Source organism: Deltaproteobacteria bacterium, from assembly GCA_026712905.1.
Lineage (GTDB): Bacteria > Desulfobacterota > Binatia > UBA9968 > JAJDTQ01 > JAJDTQ01.
Window position 1 is genome coordinate 1 of sequence record JAPOPM010000081.1, and the last position, 15,393, is coordinate 15,393.

Sequence of the window (15,393 nt, forward strand, 5' to 3'; positions counted from 1 at the left end):
CGTGCTCTCCCTCAACGCGGGGCGGGCGGTAACCTTCGATGCCCTGCTGCGCCAGGTGTGGAGCGCGCAGGCGGGCAACGTCGACCTGGTGCGCAACATGGTCAAGAAGCTCCGCGCCAAGCTCGGCGAGGACGCCCAGAAGCCGACCTGGATATTCAACCTGCGCGGCGTCGGTTACCGCATGGCAAGGCCCGACGACGGCTGAGGGCCGGCCGGCAATCAGGGACCGGCCGCGCGCACGGCAAGCGGCGGGAAACCGGCGAGGGCGGCGGTGAGACCCGTTCATACCGCAAGTCGGACCCCGCGATTTCGGCCTCGCTCGTCAATCGGCTTCGTTTCGCGTTCCAGGCGTTGTTATCGTCAACAAGATTCTTGATGCAACGTCGAATCTCTTCTAGCAGGAACACGGCGCTTCCAAGAACTTCCAGCGCGTGAACATTATCAAAAAGCTAGGATACGTCTATGATGAATGCCAAGCGTGCAGTGGGCTCCGAACAAGGCGCGTTCCGAAGCGGTGGAGGGGAGGCAAAACCCGGCTGCTGAATTCCGGCCTAGGGCGCGTACTTCGCGTCGATGCCCGAGATAGGTTCGGGTTCGGTTCCGGCGGGCAGGGGTACGTCCCGGTGGGGCACGTGACTAAGAGGCGTCGAGAGCGTTCGACGCGTTCAGACTGTTGACAGAAGCATATCGCTACGGGGTTGCCGGTGAACGGGAGGAACATCGTATCGGCGTACCAATTGTCACGGGCAGTTTGTCCGCTTAGCCGGTACCAGAGATGCGTGCGTGGAGAGTTACGCCTCTGGACCAGGTCTTCGAGCAACTCCAAAGGGAGCAAATGGTGCGCATCAAGATCGAGGCGGTGTCGATAGACAGCACCATCGTCAAGGTCCATCCCGACGGGACGGGGGCGTCAAAAAAAAACGCCCCCAAGCCATCGGCAAATCCCGAGTAGGCTGGACCACCAAGATTCATATGGTTGCCGCGGATGCTCGAACGGCTATCACCTTCGCTCTCTCCCCTGGACAGGCCCACGACGCCCCAGAAGGACGGAAGCGGCTGAATCGCCTTGGTCAGCAGCATGACAGTCCCTCGCTGATCATGGACCGTGCGTACGAAGGTAACGAGACGCGCCAGTTGGCTCTGGCTCTAGGGTTCACTCCCGTGGTGCCGCCGTTGTCCACGCGACTCGACCCATGGGTGTATGATCGCCACATGTACAAGCGACGCAATGAAATCGAATGGTTGTTTCGTCGTCTGAAGGGATTCCGGCGCATCTTCTCCCGCTTCGAGAAGCTCGACGTCATCTTCCTCGGCTTCATACTCTTCTCGCTCATCATCGAGGCCCTACGATAGTGTTAACAGGCCCTAGTCGGCCGCTGGCACACCCTCCCCGGTTCCGTGCCCGACCCTCCCGTTCGAATCAAACTGTTTGCCAATAGTTTGCCGGCTGCCCACCCGCCCATCTCCCGGCATGAAAAAGCCAGGTTGAACAGCTTGCACCCGATCTCCAGCGCCCGGTTCGCCTGATACGGAATGTCGCGCAGGTCCAGATACAGCTTCGAGATGTGCTGCTGCTCCACCTCCTCCACCGCAACATGACCGTAGGGGGCAGGATGAAGCGCTCCACGACGCTCTTGTACATCTTCCGGGTGTTCGGCTTGCACCGCACCTCGACGTGCTCCTCGAGATAGCGCGCGGCCAGCTCGGCCACGGTCAGCGCACCCGGAGCCGTCTGCGTCGGCTCCCCGCCGCTCTTGATGCGGGCGATGGTCTCGGCCGCCTGACGCCGCGCCCGGTCCGCGGAGATCACTCCGTGGCGCCCGATCGTCACCCGCCGCGACCGCCCCTTCATCCGCGTCTGCACGACATAGATCTTCGACCCCGACGGATAGACCCTGACGCCAAAGCCCGGAAGCTTGTCGTCCCAGAGTGCCGCCGATGTCGACGCCGACGATGTAACGACCTCGGGAATCACTCATAACTATTTGATATACCGGAGCCCGTACGGTCCCGCGACAGGTGCTCACCGTGCACAGGGCTGAAACGATCGGTACGAATGGGCAAGTCGAGACGCACCAAGCTCTGCATCCTGCCTCCCTGGCCCATCCCGGACCCGTGTCTGACACCCCCGCAAACGGAAGTTCCCTGCTTTTATCGTCTCCCAACACGGCTGTCAAAGCAGTTTGCCGCAAAATTCGCCATTTCTTGACGGGAAACGCCGCCCGGTGCTACCACCTTGGCGGAGGCGGCACTCGGCGGCAAGAGGCGGCGTGGCCGGGACGACATCGGGGCACCGTATCCCGCACGGAAACGCGTTCAGGAGGTTCAACGTGAGAACTTTGGTGACCGGGGGCTTGGGCAAGGTCGGCGAGCACGTCGTGGACGAGTTGTTGCGCGGCGGGCACGAAGTGACGGTGCTGGACCGCCTGCCCGGGCCGCGGGACGGTGGCGGCGCCAGGTACCTGGTGGGCGAGGTGCAGGACCTGGGCCAGATGATGGAAGCGGCCGCGGGGTCCGACGCCATCATCCACTTGGCCGCGATCCACAATCCCCACGTCGCCCCCACCGGCGTGGTCTTCGAGACCAACGTGACCGGCACGTTCAACGCGCACCACGCGGCGTTCCGGCTGGGCATCCCGCGGGTGGTCTCCACCAGCAGCAACGCCGCCGTGGGATGGGCCTACAGCGAAGGGGCGTTCATGCCCGACTACCTGCCCATCGACGAGGAGCACCCGTGCCGGCCCATCGACGCCTACGGCCTGTCGAAGCAGGTAGGCGAGACCATCGCCCACTCCTACGCGCGCAAGGGCGTGGAGACGGTGGTGATCCGTCCCAGCGGCGTGGTGACCCCGGAGGCGCTGGAGGAGATCCGCCGCGCCGGCGGGCGCGAGGCCGGCGAGTGGCGCGAGTACAGCTACATCGACGTGCGCGACCTGGCCGTGGCCTTCCGGCTGGCGGTGGAGCGGCCCGTGGCCGGCGGCACGGTGATGTTCGTGGTGGCCGACGACAGCACCGTGACGGAGCCCCTGTGCAACGTTCTGCCGCGCATCAACCCCGCCATCGGCGACCGCGCGAGCGCGCTCACCGGAGCGGAGAGCGTCTTCACCAACGCCAAGGCGAAAGAGATCCTCGGATGGAAGCCGCGGCATTCGTGGCGCTGACGCGGGAGTCTCTCGGGTTCAGCAGCGGCCGCGGACCCGACGATAGAGACCCCCGTCCCTGAAAGGAGACCACATGTTCCCACACCTCACCCGCTTCAATCTCAAGCAATGGATCGACGAGAACCGGGGCGACTGGGGCCGGCGCCGGGTGATCTGGGAAGACTCGGACTTCATCATCTTCGTTACCCGCGGTCCCAATGACCGAACCGACTTCCACATCAATCCGGGCGACGAGATGTTCTACCAGCTCGAGGGCGAGCTGAACCTTCACTACCTGACCGCGGACCACCAACCCGAGGTCGCGGTGCTCCAGGAAGGCGAGATGTTCCTGCTGCCGCGCTTTGTGCCTCATTCGCCGCGCCGGCGCGACGGCTCCTGGACCCTCGTGGTGGAACGGGTGCGCCAACCCGGCGAGGACGACCACTTTATCTGGGTGTGCGGCAACTGCACCCACACCCTCTACGAGACCACCGTACACTTCAACGACCCGGCGGACTCGGTGCAACGGGCTTATGCGGCCATGGCCGCCGACGAGTCCCTGCGCCGCTGCACGCGCTGCGGCGAGACCGAGGCCGCGGTACGCAGCGAAGGGCCGGCGTTCGTTTGGAAGGGGTAGCCTTGGAGTTCCCGTCGGCGTGGGAACAACGGCAAGCGTGTCCTCGCTTCACGCCGTACGGCGTCGGGACGAGCTCTTGATGCGCCGCGGGGTTTGTTTCTTGTACTGGAGGTACCAGTCGTAGATGCGGTCGGCGACGGCGTCCTTGCTCATGAGCGGGAGCGGGGTGGCGCTGCCGTCGCGGTCGAGCAGCGTGACCACGTTGGTGTCCACGTCGAAACCGCTGCCCTCCTGGGTCACGTCGTTGGCCACCAGCAGATCGAGATTCTTCTTGTCCAGCTTGGCGCGGGCGTTGTCCATCAGGGACTCGGTCTCGGCGGCAAAACCCACTACCACTTGGTGACGCTTGCGAGCGGCCAGCTCGGCCACGATATCCGGATTGGGGACGAACTCCACGCTCAGGGAGCCGTCACCGCGCTTCATCTTCCGGGCCGATGTCGCCCGCGGCCGGTAGTCGGCCACCGCCGCCGCCATAAAGACCGCGGTGGTGGTTTCGAACTCCGCCAACACGGCCTGATGCATCTCTTCGGCCGTGACCACCGGCACGGTCTTCACGCCGGTGGGCGGAGCCAGCGCCGTGGGGCCGCTTACCAGCGTCACCTGGGCGCCGCGTCGGGCCGCGGCCCGGGCCAGCGCGTAACCCATCTTCCCCGACGAGCGGTTGGAGAGGTAGCGCACCGGGTCCAGAGGCTCCCGGCTCGGGCCCGCGGTGATCAGGATGTGCTCGCCCGAAAGGTCCTTGGGCCGGAGCAGCGCACGGATCTCCTCGACGATGGCCGGGGGCTCCGGAAGCCGGCCCTTGCCCTCGTAGCCGCACGCCAGCGAGCCGGAGGCGGACTCCAAGACATGGTAGCCTGCGTCGCGCAGCTTCGCCAGATTGGCCTGAACCAAGGGGTGCGCCAGCATGTGCACGTTCATCGACGGCACCACCAGCACGGGCGCCTGGGTGGCAAGGACCACGGTGGTGAGGAGGTCGTCGGCGATGCCCGCGGCGAGCTTGCCGACGATGTTGGCGGTGGCGGGAGCGATCACCATCAGGTCGGCGCTGTCCGCCAGGTTGATGTGGCCGATCTCGGATTCCTGGGTCAGGCTGAAGAGGTCCGTGGCCACGGGGGCGCCCGAGAGGGTCTGGAAGCTCAGCGGCGTGACGAACTCGGCGGCCCCCCGAGTCATGACGACCCGGACGGTGCAGGAATCCTGCACCAGCAGACGGACCAGTTCCAGCGCCTTGTAGCAGGCGATGCCCCCGGTAACGCCCAGCACGATGTTCGGCTTCTCCACGGTCTCGTCTTCCCCTCGTCGTGTCGCACTCAAACCAGAAAACAAGGTATCCCATCAATAGGTCGTTTACAAACCGCCGGACGTTCGTACCGCGGGTTGCTTTCAAAGGCCTCAGTGGTATTCTTGGGGAACCTCGGCGACTCCATACACTCATGCGAAAACTGCATTTCCCCCTTCTCTTGCTCCTTCTTCTCCAACTGAGCCTGGCCCAACCCGCGGCTTCTCAGGGAGGATCCGCCGCCGGCCAGGAGGACGCGCCCGCTGTCAAGGAATTGAGCACGCGCGACCAGCACTACGACCGGATCGAATGGTTCAACGAGAAGATGTTCGCGTTCAACAGCGCTTTCGACCATTTCGTGTTGAAGCCCGTTGCGCTGACCTATGGCAGCATCCTGCCCACGCCCGCACAGGACGGCGTCCGCAGGGCCATCAACAACCTCGACGTGGTTCGGAAGGTCGTCAACAATACCCTTCAAGGCAGACCGGTCAGCGCCAGCCGGGAGCTGGCCCGGTTCCTCATCAACAGCACCGTGGGCATCGCCGGCATCTTCGACATGGCCACCAAACTGGGCCTGGAACCCAGCGATCAGGACATGGGCATCACGTTGGGCGTATACGGGATCAGCCACGGCGCCTATCTCGTCTTGCCGCTTCTGCCTCCCACCACGTTCCGGGACGGCGTAGGCATGGCGGCGGACTCGTTGATGAATCCTCTGGGATATTTCGCTCCCTACTATGTGCCCCTGTCCGTCCGGGGCGTTGACATCGTGAACAATCGCGCCCTCAACAACAAGGTGTTCGAGGAGCTGGAACGCAGCATCGACCCCTACAGCTCGGCGCGGAACGCATACCTGCAAATCCGGCAGGGCAAGCTCCAGGCAGCGCGCGAAGCGGGGTACTAGTGTCGTGTCCCGTAGGGTGCCGTCACGGCGGCACGACCGAGCTGACGAAAACTCTGCGATGAAGCCATGAGCAAGCCATCCCTCCTTTCGGGGCGGAAGATCGACCCCAAGCCCATCGACGCCGGCACGAGCATCGTCGATCTCATCGACGACAACTTCGTCTCCTACAACAGCGGGCGTCTGCGAGAGGCCTGTCAGCTCTTCACCGAGAAGATCCTCGCGGACGACGTGACCGTGGGACTCAGCATCACCGGGGCGCTGACGCCGGCGGGGCTCGGCATGACCGCCTTCATCCCGCTCATCGAGCACGGCTTCGTCGACTGGATCGTCAGCACCGGCGCGAACCTCTATCACGACACCCACTTCGCCATCGGCCTGTCCATGCACCGGGGCACCTTCGAGGCCGACGACGTGGACCTGCGGGAACAAGGCGTCGTGCGCATCTACGACATCTTCTTCGACTACGACGTGCTCATCTCCACCGACGACTTCTTCCGCGAGATCCTCAAGGCGCCCGAGTTCCAGAAGGAGATGGGGACCGCGGAGATGCATTACCGCGTGGGCCGCTATCTCGACGAGCGCGAGAAGATCCTGGGGCTGGAGCGGCGCTCGCTCTTGGCCGCCGCCTACCGGAGCGGCGTGCCGGTATACACCTCCTCGCCCGGGGACAGCTCCATCGGCATGAACGTCGCCGCCCTCGCACTCAAGGGCAACGGCCTGCGCTTCGACGTGTCGCGCGACGTCAACGAATCCGCCGCCCTGGTGCTCGAGGCCAAGCGGCGCGGCGGACGCAGCGCCGCGGTCATCCTCGGCGGCGGCTCGCCCAAGAACTTCCTGCTCCAGACCGAGCCGCACATCCAGGAGGTGTTGGGGCTGGAGGAAAAGGGCTTCGACTACTTCATCCAGGTCACCGACGCGCGCGTCGACACCGGCGGCCTCTCCGGGGCGACGCCGGCCGAGGCGGTGAGCTGGGGCAAGGTGGACCCGGACCAACTGCCGGACTCCGTGGTCTGCTACGTCGACAGCACCATCGCCGTCCCGCTGATGACCGCCTACGCCATCAACAAGCACGCGCCGCGCAAGCTGAAGCGCCTCTACGACACACGGGAGGAGGCGCTGGAGCACATCGCCGGCGAGATCCGCGAGAAGTTCGGCAACGTGCCGCTGGCGCAGCGCTGATTCATGGCGCGCAACTCGCCATGAGCATGCCTCAGGCCTCGGGGCCCGAGGCAGCCCCGCCGAGTTTGGAAAAATGACCACGACAAATGCTCACAAGGCATTTTTCAGGGTGGTGACGCCGGCGGAGGCGTTGGCGGCATTGTGCCAGGTCGACCCCGTCGAAGCGGAGGCTGTCCCCACCACCGAGGCGCGCGGCCGCGTGCTGGCCGAAGACCTCTACTCGCAAGTGGATCTCCCCCACTTCAACCGGGCCGGCATGGACGGCTACGCGGTCATGGCGCGGGATACCTTCGGCGCCAGTCCCGCCCTGCCCGCCTACCTCAGGCTCGCGGGAACCGTGGAGATGGGAGAGGAGGCCACGCGCCGCCTGGGCGCGCGCGCGGCCGTGCGCATCTCCACCGGCGGCATGCTTCCACCCGGGAGCGACGCCGTAGTCATGGTGGAGCACACCGAGGAGACCGGCGACGGGTCCGTGGAGATCCACAGGGCCGCCTCCCCCTGGCTCAACGTCATCCAGGTGGGCGACGACATCCGCAAGGGCGATCCCGTGTTCGCGCGCGGAAGGCGGCTGCGCGCCCATGACCTCGGGGCGCTCACCGGCATCGGCATCGCGTCGGTGCCGGTGTACCGCAAACCGCGGGTGACCCTCATCTCCACGGGCGACGAGATCGTCGGGGTGGACCGGGAGCCCCGGCCCGGACAGGTGCGCAACATCAACCAGCACTCGCTGGCCGGCCTCATCGCGGAGTGCGGCGCCACGATGAACGATCTCGGCGTGGTGCCCGACGAACCGGCGGCGTTGCGGGCCGCGCTGACCGAAGGCCTTGGCTGGGGCGACCTGGTGCTGCTCTCGGGCGGCAGTTCCATGGGCACGCGGGACATGGCGGTGGAGGTCATTCAATCGTTGCCGGATTCGCTGATCTTCTTTCACGGCATCTCCGTAAGCCCGGGCAAACCCACCATCTATGCCCACGCCGCGGGGAAGTCCGTACTGGGACTTCCCGGCTACCCGGTGTCCGCGCTGGTGATATTCGACCTGTTCGCCGCGCCGCTGATCCGCGCGCTGTCCGGCGAGAGCACGCCCGCCGCGCACACGGGACGGAACACGGTTCGGGCGGTGATGGACACCAACGTTTCGTCGCAGACCGGCCGCGAGGATTACGTACGCGTCACCCTCGCGAGCCGCGGCGAAACGGTGTACGCCCTACCGCTGCCCAGCAAGTCCGGCGCCATCTTCACCCTGGTCAAGGCCGACGGCATGGTGCGCATCGACCTCAACCGCGAGGGACTGGAGCAGGGCGAGGAGGTGGAGGTACTGCTTTTCTGATACGATAAGAAGCGTTGGCAACCGATGGCGCGAAAACGGTACCTCAAGAAGACCCCGCTGGAGGAGGCGCGCTCTCTCTTCCTGAGCCGCGTCGACCCAACCCTGCTGGAGGCCGAGACGGTGGCGGTGGCCGACGCCCTCCACCGGGTCACCGCCGAGCCGGTTTTCGCGAAGATGTCCTCGCCGCACTACCACGGCTCGGCCATGGACGGCATCTGCGTGCGCGCGGAAGACACCTTCGGAGCCACGGAGTTCACGCCGCGGGAGTTGCGGCTGCTCGCGGACGAGGGAGACCCGCAAGGCCGGTTCGCCTACCTGGACACCGGCCAGCCGTTGCCGTCCTGGGCCAACGCGGTGATCATGATCGAGAACGTGCGCGAGACCGACGTCGCCGCCGTGTCCATCGATCAGGCGGCGACCCCGTGGCAGAACGTACGCCTGGTGGGTGAGGACGTCGTGGCCACCGAGCTGCTGCTGCCGCGCAACCACCGGCTGCGGCCCTACGACCTTGGCGCCATCCTGGCGGCGGGCCATACCACGGTGCGGGTCAAGGCGCGCCCGCGGGTGGCCCTCATCCCCACGGGCGACGAGATCACGCAACCGGGAGATTCGGCGCGGCCGGGCGAGATCATCGATTTCAACTCCACGGTCCTGGGAGCCATGGTGACGGAGTCCGGCGGCACCCCGGTGACCCTTCCCCCTGTCGCGGACGACCCCGCGCTCCTGAAACACGCCCTGGACGAAGCGTTGAAGGATCATCACCTCGTAGCGCTCATCGCCGGCTCCTCCGCCGGCGCGCACGACTTCACCGCGGAGGTCATCGACGACGCGGGCGAGCTTCTGGTGCACGGCATCGAAGTCATGCCCGGAAAGCCGGCCGTGCTGGGGGTCGCCGCGGGCAAGCCCGTCATCGGCATTCCCGGTTATCCTGTATCGGCCATCGTCATCGCGCGAGAGATCCTCCAGCCCGCGCTCGCACGGCTGCTGGCCGCGGGCGCCTCATCCCCTCCGAAGGTCCGCGCCGTGGCGCCGCGCAAGATTCCGTCGCGGCTGGGCCTGGAGGAGTTCGTCCGCGTGACCCTGGGCCGGGTGGAGGAACGCCTCGTGGCCGTGCCGCTGGCGCGCGGCGCCGGGGTCATCAGCACCATGGTGCGCGCCGACGGATTCCTGCGCATACCGGGAATGGTGGAAGGGATCAACGCCGGCGAGGAAGTCGACGTGGAGTTGCTGCGCTCGCCGGACGAGGTGGAGCACACCATCCTGTGCACCGGCAGCCACGACCTCTCCATCAGCGTGCTGGAGGACCAGCTCAAGCGCCGGGACCCGCGCCTCAAGATCGCCGACGCCAACGTCGGCAGCCTGGGCGGCCTGCACGCGATTCGCCGCGGCGAGACCCACATGGCCGGCACCCACCTGCTGGACCCCGACACCGGTGCCTACAACGTCCCGGACATACGGCGGGTGTTGCCCAAGGCGCCCGTCGTGCTCGTGCACTGCGTCAAGCGGCGTCAGGGACTGCTCGTGCCGCGCGGCAATCCCAATGGACTGTCGGGCATCGCCGACCTGGGTCGACGGGACCTCCACTTCGTCAACCGCCAGCCCGGCTCGGGCACCCGAGTGCTGCTGGATTTCGAACTGGCGCGGCTCGGCGTGGACCCGGCCGCGGTCCAGGGGTACGAGCACGAAGAGTTCACACACATGGCGGTGGCGGTGGCCGTGGCCAGCGGCCTCGCGGACACCGGCCTGGGAATCCTCTCCGCGGCCGAGGCCCTCGGGCTGGACTTCATCCCGGTGGGCGACGAGCAGTACGATCTGCTGCTACTGCGGTCATTCCACGAATCCCAGGCGGGGGCCACGCTGCTGGCGGTGCTTGGATCGCAGGAGTTCAGGGAAGCGATGGAGTCCCTCGGCGGCTACGACTGCTCCGCCACGGGGGAGATCCTCTACCAGCAGCGGTAGTGCCGGGAGCCGGACTTGAACCGGCACGGGCTTGCGCCCGCGGAATTTTAAGTCCCGCGTGTCTACCCATTCCACCATCCCGGCGCAAGCCGTTTCCATAACTTAGCGCCCTTTTTTCGTCAACCAAACCCTGCCCGACCCGACGCCTACGACTCCTGCCGCCGATGAACGCCGGAAGCACCAGCGGGAGCACGGACCGGGGCGTGGCGCTGGAAAGGGGGGTACTACTGTTCGATGCCCTTCCGGACGCGGAACTTCACGTCTTCAACCACTGCGGCCACTGGGCCTTTTGGGACCAGGCGGACCGGTTCAACCGGCTCGTCGGCGACTTCCTGGGAGAATAGCCGTACGGCTGCCGCCGCGGCCCCGGCAGGTGATGCTCGCGGTAGTTGAACTCACGGACCTTGTCCGCCTCCCCTCCGCGGAGCCGCCTCAGCGCTCGCCACCGAAGCTTGCCGTGAGGTCATTGCGTTCAATCACCCCGGCCACACCCTCGTGGGAGTCGCCGAAGAAACCGGCGGTGATCCGGCCGGCGTCGCCGCCGGCGCGAACGAGGCTGTTTCCTCGTAGGACGACATCGTAAACCAGGTCGCCCTCGCCCCAGTGCGTACCGCTACCCATTGGCCCGGGCGGCTGCCCGCCGGACCAGGACTCCATCGCCGTCAGCCGGAGCGTACCGGCGCGCGTGTCGAATCGAATCGTGAGGTCGGCCACACCGGCGACAGTCGCGCCGTCCGGCGTGAACCCAAGGACGCGACCGGACCAAGCGAGACTCCCCGATCGGGATGGGGCTCTCGCCAGGTCGGCGCGCGCCGCGGGACCGCGAACCCATGGCCGGGCCAAGCCGTTCCGGAGCCCGACGCCGAATGCCACCATCGCGCCCGCCGCGTCGAACTCGCCCAGGACGTGCGTCGAGGTGTCCTCCCAGGACTCCAGGGCGCGGGCGATGTCGCCGGGCGTCGCGCCGGGCGCGAGCCTTCCGTGGACGGCGAGAAGGACCTCGCGGTCCAGCGGATCGAGTATCTCGCCCGGCCTCACCGGTCCGTACACCGGACGCATGACCGATCGGGGGAACCGATCCGGGTCGGCGTGCTGGCGCCCGAGCACGTGCAGCATCTCGTGCACCAGGACGTGAAGACGGCCTTCGCCGGTGGCGCGCGCGGGGTCCACCCACACTTGGCCCGTCCAATGGGAGCGACGCGGCTCACCCGTGGCGCGTCTCAAGACCCAGCCGTCGAACTCGCCCTGTCCCGAAACATGCGGGGTCTTCGCCGCGCGTTCGGCCCCCAACCATACTTCCGCGGGCGCGAATCGGACGAAGATCTCCCCGTTGGGTACGGCAGGCCGTTCGCACGGGACACTCTCGCACTCCAACGTGCCGAAGCCTTCGGCCGCCTCCATCGGGACGAGAACGTCGTCGAACCGCAACCGGTGTTCCCGCGGCAGTGCCGCGTTGATCCACTGCACCGCGCGTACCGTCTGATCGACCAACTCGGAGGTCGCTCCTTCGACCACCCGGACGGTCATCCTCGCTCGGCGCGGCTTGCGGATGCCGGAAGTCTCCTCGGCTTCGATCGATAGATATTCGATCAGCTTGCGCGCGCCCACGCCGTCGGCGACACGGCCGTACGCCAGCCGGACGTTTCCATGCTCGCCCACGACGGCCAGGGATCCCGGCGCGGGTACAACGCCCGGGTTCACGTGCAATGACACGCCATCATGGATGGTGGGAGGGTTCAGCGCATCCGACGGGCGTTGCAGCGGCAACGCGGGAACGCGTCTCGGCGGGACGGCGGACGGGGCCGTGGGCCCTGTCGGAGTCGGCGGCGATTCACCTCCCGCGGCGCGTGGCCCCAAGCCCTCGCCAACAGACAGGACCGCAACGAACCCGGCGACCACGGCCATGGATATGGTCCGGCGCCGCTTCATGGTTTTGCGCGGCAAACCCTTCCTTCCAACAAAACGGCGACTCAATGCGGACCCCGGCCTCATTGCCACGGACACACGCCGCGACCTCAAAGGGGTTTCCCTTATAGGGCGACGATCAAGACGTGTCAAAACGCGCCGGACGCGCTCTTGCGCGGCGTACCCCTCTTCGCTACCGTGAGCCGTGAGGCCCAGTCAGCCAATGGGTCAATGGCAAGGAGGCGAACATGAAGCGCGTGGCACACGTCGTGAACCAGTTCTTCGCCGGTATCGGCGGGGAGGAGAAGGCGGACGTCGCCGCCGGCACCCTCGACACCCTCGCGGGGCCGTCGCGCGGCCTGCAGCGGCTGCTGGAGGGTCGGGCGGAGGTGGCGCCCACCATCTACTTCGGCGACAACCACTTCCACGAACAGCCGGAGGAGGCGCGGGCGGCGCTTCTGCGGGAGATCGCGGCGGCCGAGGCGGACGTCGTGGTGCTCGGACCCGCGTTCAACGCCGGGCGCTATGGCCTCGCCTGCGTCGAGATCGGCCACATGGTCGCGGCCGAACTGGAGCGCGTGTGCGTGACGGCCATGCACGAGGACAACCCGGCGGTGGACGCATACCGCGAGTACCACGACGCGCGGCTGTTCCTGTTGCCCACCACGGAGACGGCGGCGGGCATGGGCAAGGCGCTGGAGGAACTCGCCCGTTTCGTTCTCCGGCGGCTCCAGGACGAACCCGTGGGCGCTGCCGAGGACGAGGGCTACCTGTCGCGGGGGATCCGCTTCCAGGAGCGCAGCGGGCGGACCGGCGCGGACCGGGCGCTGGACATGCTGTTGGACAAGATCGAAGGGAAGCCCTTCGCCACCGAGATCCCCATGCAGACATGGGACCGGGTGACGCCGGCCGCCGCGATCAAGCAGGTGGGCAAGGCCAAGATCGCGCTGGTCACCACCAGCGGCGTGGTGCCGTGGGGCAACCCGGACGGCTTCAAGACCTTCCGCAACACGTTCTGGCGCAAGTATCCGGTGGCGGAGCTGAAGACCATGGAGCCGGGCACGTGGGAAGCGGTGCACGGCGGCTACAACGTGGCCAACATGAACGCCAACCCGCTCTACGGCGTTCCCCTGGACGCCCTGCGGGAGCTCCAGCAGGAGGGCAAGTACGAGGACCTCTACCCCGCCTACTACGTCGTCCCCGGCAACCAGGGCTCACCCGCAGCCATGCAGCGGATGGGCGAGGAGATCGCCGCGGAGCTCAAGGCCAACAGCGTGGATGCCGCGCTGTTGGTGAGCACGTGAGGAACCTGCAGTCGCAGCGGAGCTGTGATCAGTAAAGAATTGGACCGTGCCGGAGTTCCCGTGTCGATGATCAGCGCCATGTTCCCGCTGGCGGAGCAGGTGGGCGCCAGCCGCATCGTCAAGGGCGTCAAGATCCCCCATCCGTGCGGCGACCCGACCCTGCCGCCCGAGGTCGACGAGAAGCTGCGCAAGTCCATCGTCGAGACCGCGCTCAAGGCCCTCGAGGAAGAGGTGGAGGAGAGCACCGTGTTCACGCCGGAAACCGCCTCATGAGCGGCGCCCGGCACGCCACACCGCTGGAGCTGGCGGAGTTCCCGGTTCGGGATCTCCGCTTCGGCGGGACCCTGCAATACGCCGGCGGCACGCTGGAGGTGGCGGAAGCGGAGCTGGTGGAACTGGCTTCGCGGGATCCCCGGATCCTCGAGGTCGGGCTCGACATCGTGCGTCCGGGCGAGCGGATACGGGTCACCGGCATCCGCGACGTGGTGGAACCCAGGGTCAAGGTGGGCGGCGACGCGCAGGTGTTTCCGGGCATCACCAGTCCGGTGGTGCCTGTGGGGCGCGGCCGCACCCATCGGCTCTCGGGCATGACCCTCATCACCACCGCCGCCTACGAGGGCACCATCCGCACCGGCACCACCGCGCAGCGAAGCGCCATCCTGGACATGTGGGGGCCTGGGGCCGACCTCTCGGGCTTCAGCGGTGTTCCGAGTCTGGTGCTGAACCTGCGGCTGCCGCCGGACCTGATCGAGGCCGAGGCGCACCAGGTGATCCAGGCCGCCGAGTACCGGGTGGCGCAGAGGCTCGCAGAGGCCACGGCCGCGGCCGAACCCGCCACCGTCGAAACGTTCGGCGCGGCGCACGGCCATGCAAACTTGCCCAAGGCCGTGGTGATCGTGGGCTGCATCACCGAGTCGGAGCATCTGCCGTCCGGCCTCGGGTACTACGGGCTGCCGGTGCGCGAGTCCCTGGCCACCGTGGTGCACCCCAACGAGATGATGGACGGCGCGGTCACCGGCAACACGCTGAAGACCATCGCCTACTACCCCACCACCTGGGACTGGCAGAACCAGCCGCTGGCCATGCGCCTGTCCCGGGAACACGGCAAGCGGGTCGATTTCGCCGGCGTGATCCTGCAGCGCATCCGCTTCGAGGCCTTCCGCGAGAAGGAAGTGGCGGCACACAACGCATCGCAGGTGGCGCGCGCGCTGGGAGCGGAAGCCGCCCTCATCACCTGGCTCGGTTCGGGCAACGCCTTCCTGGAAGTGATGCTGACGGTACGCGCGTGCGAGGAGCAAGGCGTCCGGACGGTGCTGGTCACGTATGAATACGGTGGCCAGGAGGGCACGGACTCACCGCTGCTCTTCTACGACACCCACGCCGACGCGGTGGTGAGCACCGGCAGCCGCGACCGCATCCTGGAGCTGCCGCCCGCCGACCGGGTGGCCGGCGCGTACCAGGAACTCCAGGTGCTCAACTATCCCGGCGCCCCCGTGGTTTCGGCCCTGGACACCATCACGCTGGACGCCACCGACGCCATCATCGGCGCCACCGACCTGTGGGGCGGCCGCGACTGGACGTGCCGGGCGCACTGAGCGGAAACGTCGGGACGTCATTTCGGCGGAACGGGCTGTATCGAGACTCGGCTCGGATGAGAGATGGCGCGACCACCCCGACTCGTCATTCCCGCGGAACAGGCTGTATCAAAACGTCGCCCAGGCAAGAACTGGCGCCAACCCCTCGGGTCGTCATTCCCGCG

General features: G+C 67.0%; 13 protein-coding genes, 1 tRNA gene and 1 pseudogene. 11 read left to right on the plus strand and 4 right to left on the minus strand.

Translation table 11 applies throughout. The features are described from left to right. A partial coding sequence (locus OXF11_06385; protein MCY4486732.1) for a helix-turn-helix domain-containing protein occupies positions 1 to 205 on the plus strand: 205 nt, incomplete at its 5' end. A gap of 594 nt (positions 206 to 799) precedes the next feature. Next, positions 800 to 1,353 (plus strand): annotated as a pseudogene (locus OXF11_06390) (IS5 family transposase). A gap of 67 nt (positions 1,354 to 1,420) precedes the next feature. On the opposite strand, the gene OXF11_06395 reads toward OXF11_06390, so the two are convergent. Continuing rightward, entirely contained in the window at positions 1,421 to 1,975 is a 555-nt protein-coding gene (locus tag OXF11_06395) for an Arm DNA-binding domain-containing protein (protein ID MCY4486733.1), read from the minus strand. Between the two features lie 355 nt (positions 1,976 to 2,330). On the opposite strand from OXF11_06395, the gene OXF11_06400 reads away from it, so the two are divergent. Both OXF11_06400 and nbaC read left to right on the plus strand, forming a co-directional pair. Further along, positions 2,331 to 3,161 (plus strand): NAD(P)-dependent oxidoreductase, encoded by an 831-nt coding sequence (locus tag OXF11_06400; protein MCY4486734.1) that lies wholly within the window; start codon positions 2,331 to 2,333, stop codon positions 3,159 to 3,161. A gap of 73 nt (positions 3,162 to 3,234) precedes the next feature. Continuing rightward, on the plus strand, positions 3,235 to 3,777 hold the full coding sequence (gene nbaC / locus OXF11_06405; GenBank protein ID MCY4486735.1) for a 3-hydroxyanthranilate 3,4-dioxygenase: 543 nt from the start codon (positions 3,235 to 3,237) through the stop codon (positions 3,775 to 3,777). 48 nt (positions 3,778 to 3,825) lie between these two features. On the opposite strand, the gene coaBC is transcribed toward nbaC, so the two are convergent. Beyond that, positions 3,826 to 5,058, minus strand: coding sequence for a bifunctional phosphopantothenoylcysteine decarboxylase/phosphopantothenate--cysteine ligase CoaBC (coaBC, locus tag OXF11_06410; protein MCY4486736.1), 1,233 nt, complete (start codon positions 5,056 to 5,058; stop codon positions 3,826 to 3,828). 152 nt (positions 5,059 to 5,210) lie between these two features. Between coaBC and OXF11_06415 the strand changes: the two genes are divergently transcribed. From OXF11_06415 to OXF11_06430, 4 genes are all read left to right on the plus strand, one after another. Then, positions 5,211 to 5,960, plus strand: a complete 750-nt coding sequence (locus OXF11_06415) for a VacJ family lipoprotein (GenBank protein MCY4486737.1) — start codon at positions 5,211 to 5,213, stop codon at positions 5,958 to 5,960. 66 nt (positions 5,961 to 6,026) lie between these two features. Continuing rightward, positions 6,027 to 7,139, plus strand: coding sequence for a deoxyhypusine synthase (gene speY, locus OXF11_06420; GenBank protein MCY4486738.1), 1,113 nt, complete (start codon positions 6,027 to 6,029; stop codon positions 7,137 to 7,139). A 73-nt stretch (positions 7,140 to 7,212) separates the two neighbouring features. Beyond that, positions 7,213 to 8,466, plus strand: coding sequence for a molybdopterin-binding protein (locus tag OXF11_06425; GenBank protein MCY4486739.1), 1,254 nt, complete (start codon positions 7,213 to 7,215; stop codon positions 8,464 to 8,466). 24 nt (positions 8,467 to 8,490) lie between these two features. Further along, entirely contained in the window at positions 8,491 to 10,425 is a 1,935-nt protein-coding gene (locus tag OXF11_06430; GenBank protein MCY4486740.1) for a molybdopterin biosynthesis protein, read from the plus strand. Here the strand turns inward: OXF11_06430 and OXF11_06435 are convergent. Beyond that, positions 10,426 to 10,509, minus strand: a tRNA-Leu gene (locus OXF11_06435). 80 nt (positions 10,510 to 10,589) lie between these two features. Here OXF11_06435 and OXF11_06440 point away from each other — a divergent pair. Then, complete coding sequence (locus OXF11_06440; protein MCY4486741.1) at positions 10,590 to 10,769, plus strand: hypothetical protein; 180 nt, start codon at positions 10,590 to 10,592, stop codon at positions 10,767 to 10,769. Positions 10,770 to 10,857: 88 nt separating this feature from the next. On the opposite strand, the gene OXF11_06445 is transcribed toward OXF11_06440, so the two are convergent. Further along, positions 10,858 to 12,084: a hypothetical protein gene (locus tag OXF11_06445; protein ID MCY4486742.1), complete on the minus strand. Its 1,227-nt coding sequence runs from the start codon at positions 12,082 to 12,084 to the stop codon at positions 10,858 to 10,860. 494 nt (positions 12,085 to 12,578) lie between these two features. On the opposite strand from OXF11_06445, the gene OXF11_06450 reads away from it, so the two are divergent. Together OXF11_06450 and OXF11_06455 are read left to right on the plus strand one after the other, a co-directional pair. Beyond that, on the plus strand, positions 12,579 to 13,907 hold the full coding sequence (locus tag OXF11_06450; protein MCY4486743.1) for a glycine/betaine/sarcosine/D-proline family reductase selenoprotein B: 1,329 nt from the start codon (positions 12,579 to 12,581) through the stop codon (positions 13,905 to 13,907). Then, entirely contained in the window at positions 13,904 to 15,229 is a 1,326-nt protein-coding gene (locus tag OXF11_06455) for a hypothetical protein (protein MCY4486744.1), read from the plus strand. The genes OXF11_06450 and OXF11_06455 overlap by 4 nt, the downstream gene beginning before the upstream one ends. Positions 15,230 to 15,393: the final 164 nt, after the last annotated feature.

What these genes read in the sequence shown, in the direction of transcription:
- OXF11_06455 (MCY4486744.1), top strand. Translation starts at nt 13,904, where the DNA reads ATGAGCGGCGCCCGGCACGCCACACCGCTGGAGCTGGCGGAGTTCCCG.
- OXF11_06440 (MCY4486741.1), top strand. Translation starts at nt 10,590, where the DNA reads ATGAACGCCGGAAGCACCAGCGGGAGCACGGACCGGGGCGTGGCGCTG.
- OXF11_06430 (MCY4486740.1), top strand. Translation starts at nt 8,491, where the DNA reads ATGGCGCGAAAACGGTACCTCAAGAAGACCCCGCTGGAGGAGGCGCGC.
- OXF11_06415 (MCY4486737.1), top strand. Translation starts at nt 5,211, where the DNA reads ATGCGAAAACTGCATTTCCCCCTTCTCTTGCTCCTTCTTCTCCAACTG.
- speY (MCY4486738.1), top strand. Translation starts at nt 6,027, where the DNA reads ATGAGCAAGCCATCCCTCCTTTCGGGGCGGAAGATCGACCCCAAGCCC.
- OXF11_06425 (MCY4486739.1), top strand. Translation starts at nt 7,213, where the DNA reads ATGACCACGACAAATGCTCACAAGGCATTTTTCAGGGTGGTGACGCCG.
- nbaC (MCY4486735.1), top strand. Translation starts at nt 3,235, where the DNA reads ATGTTCCCACACCTCACCCGCTTCAATCTCAAGCAATGGATCGACGAG.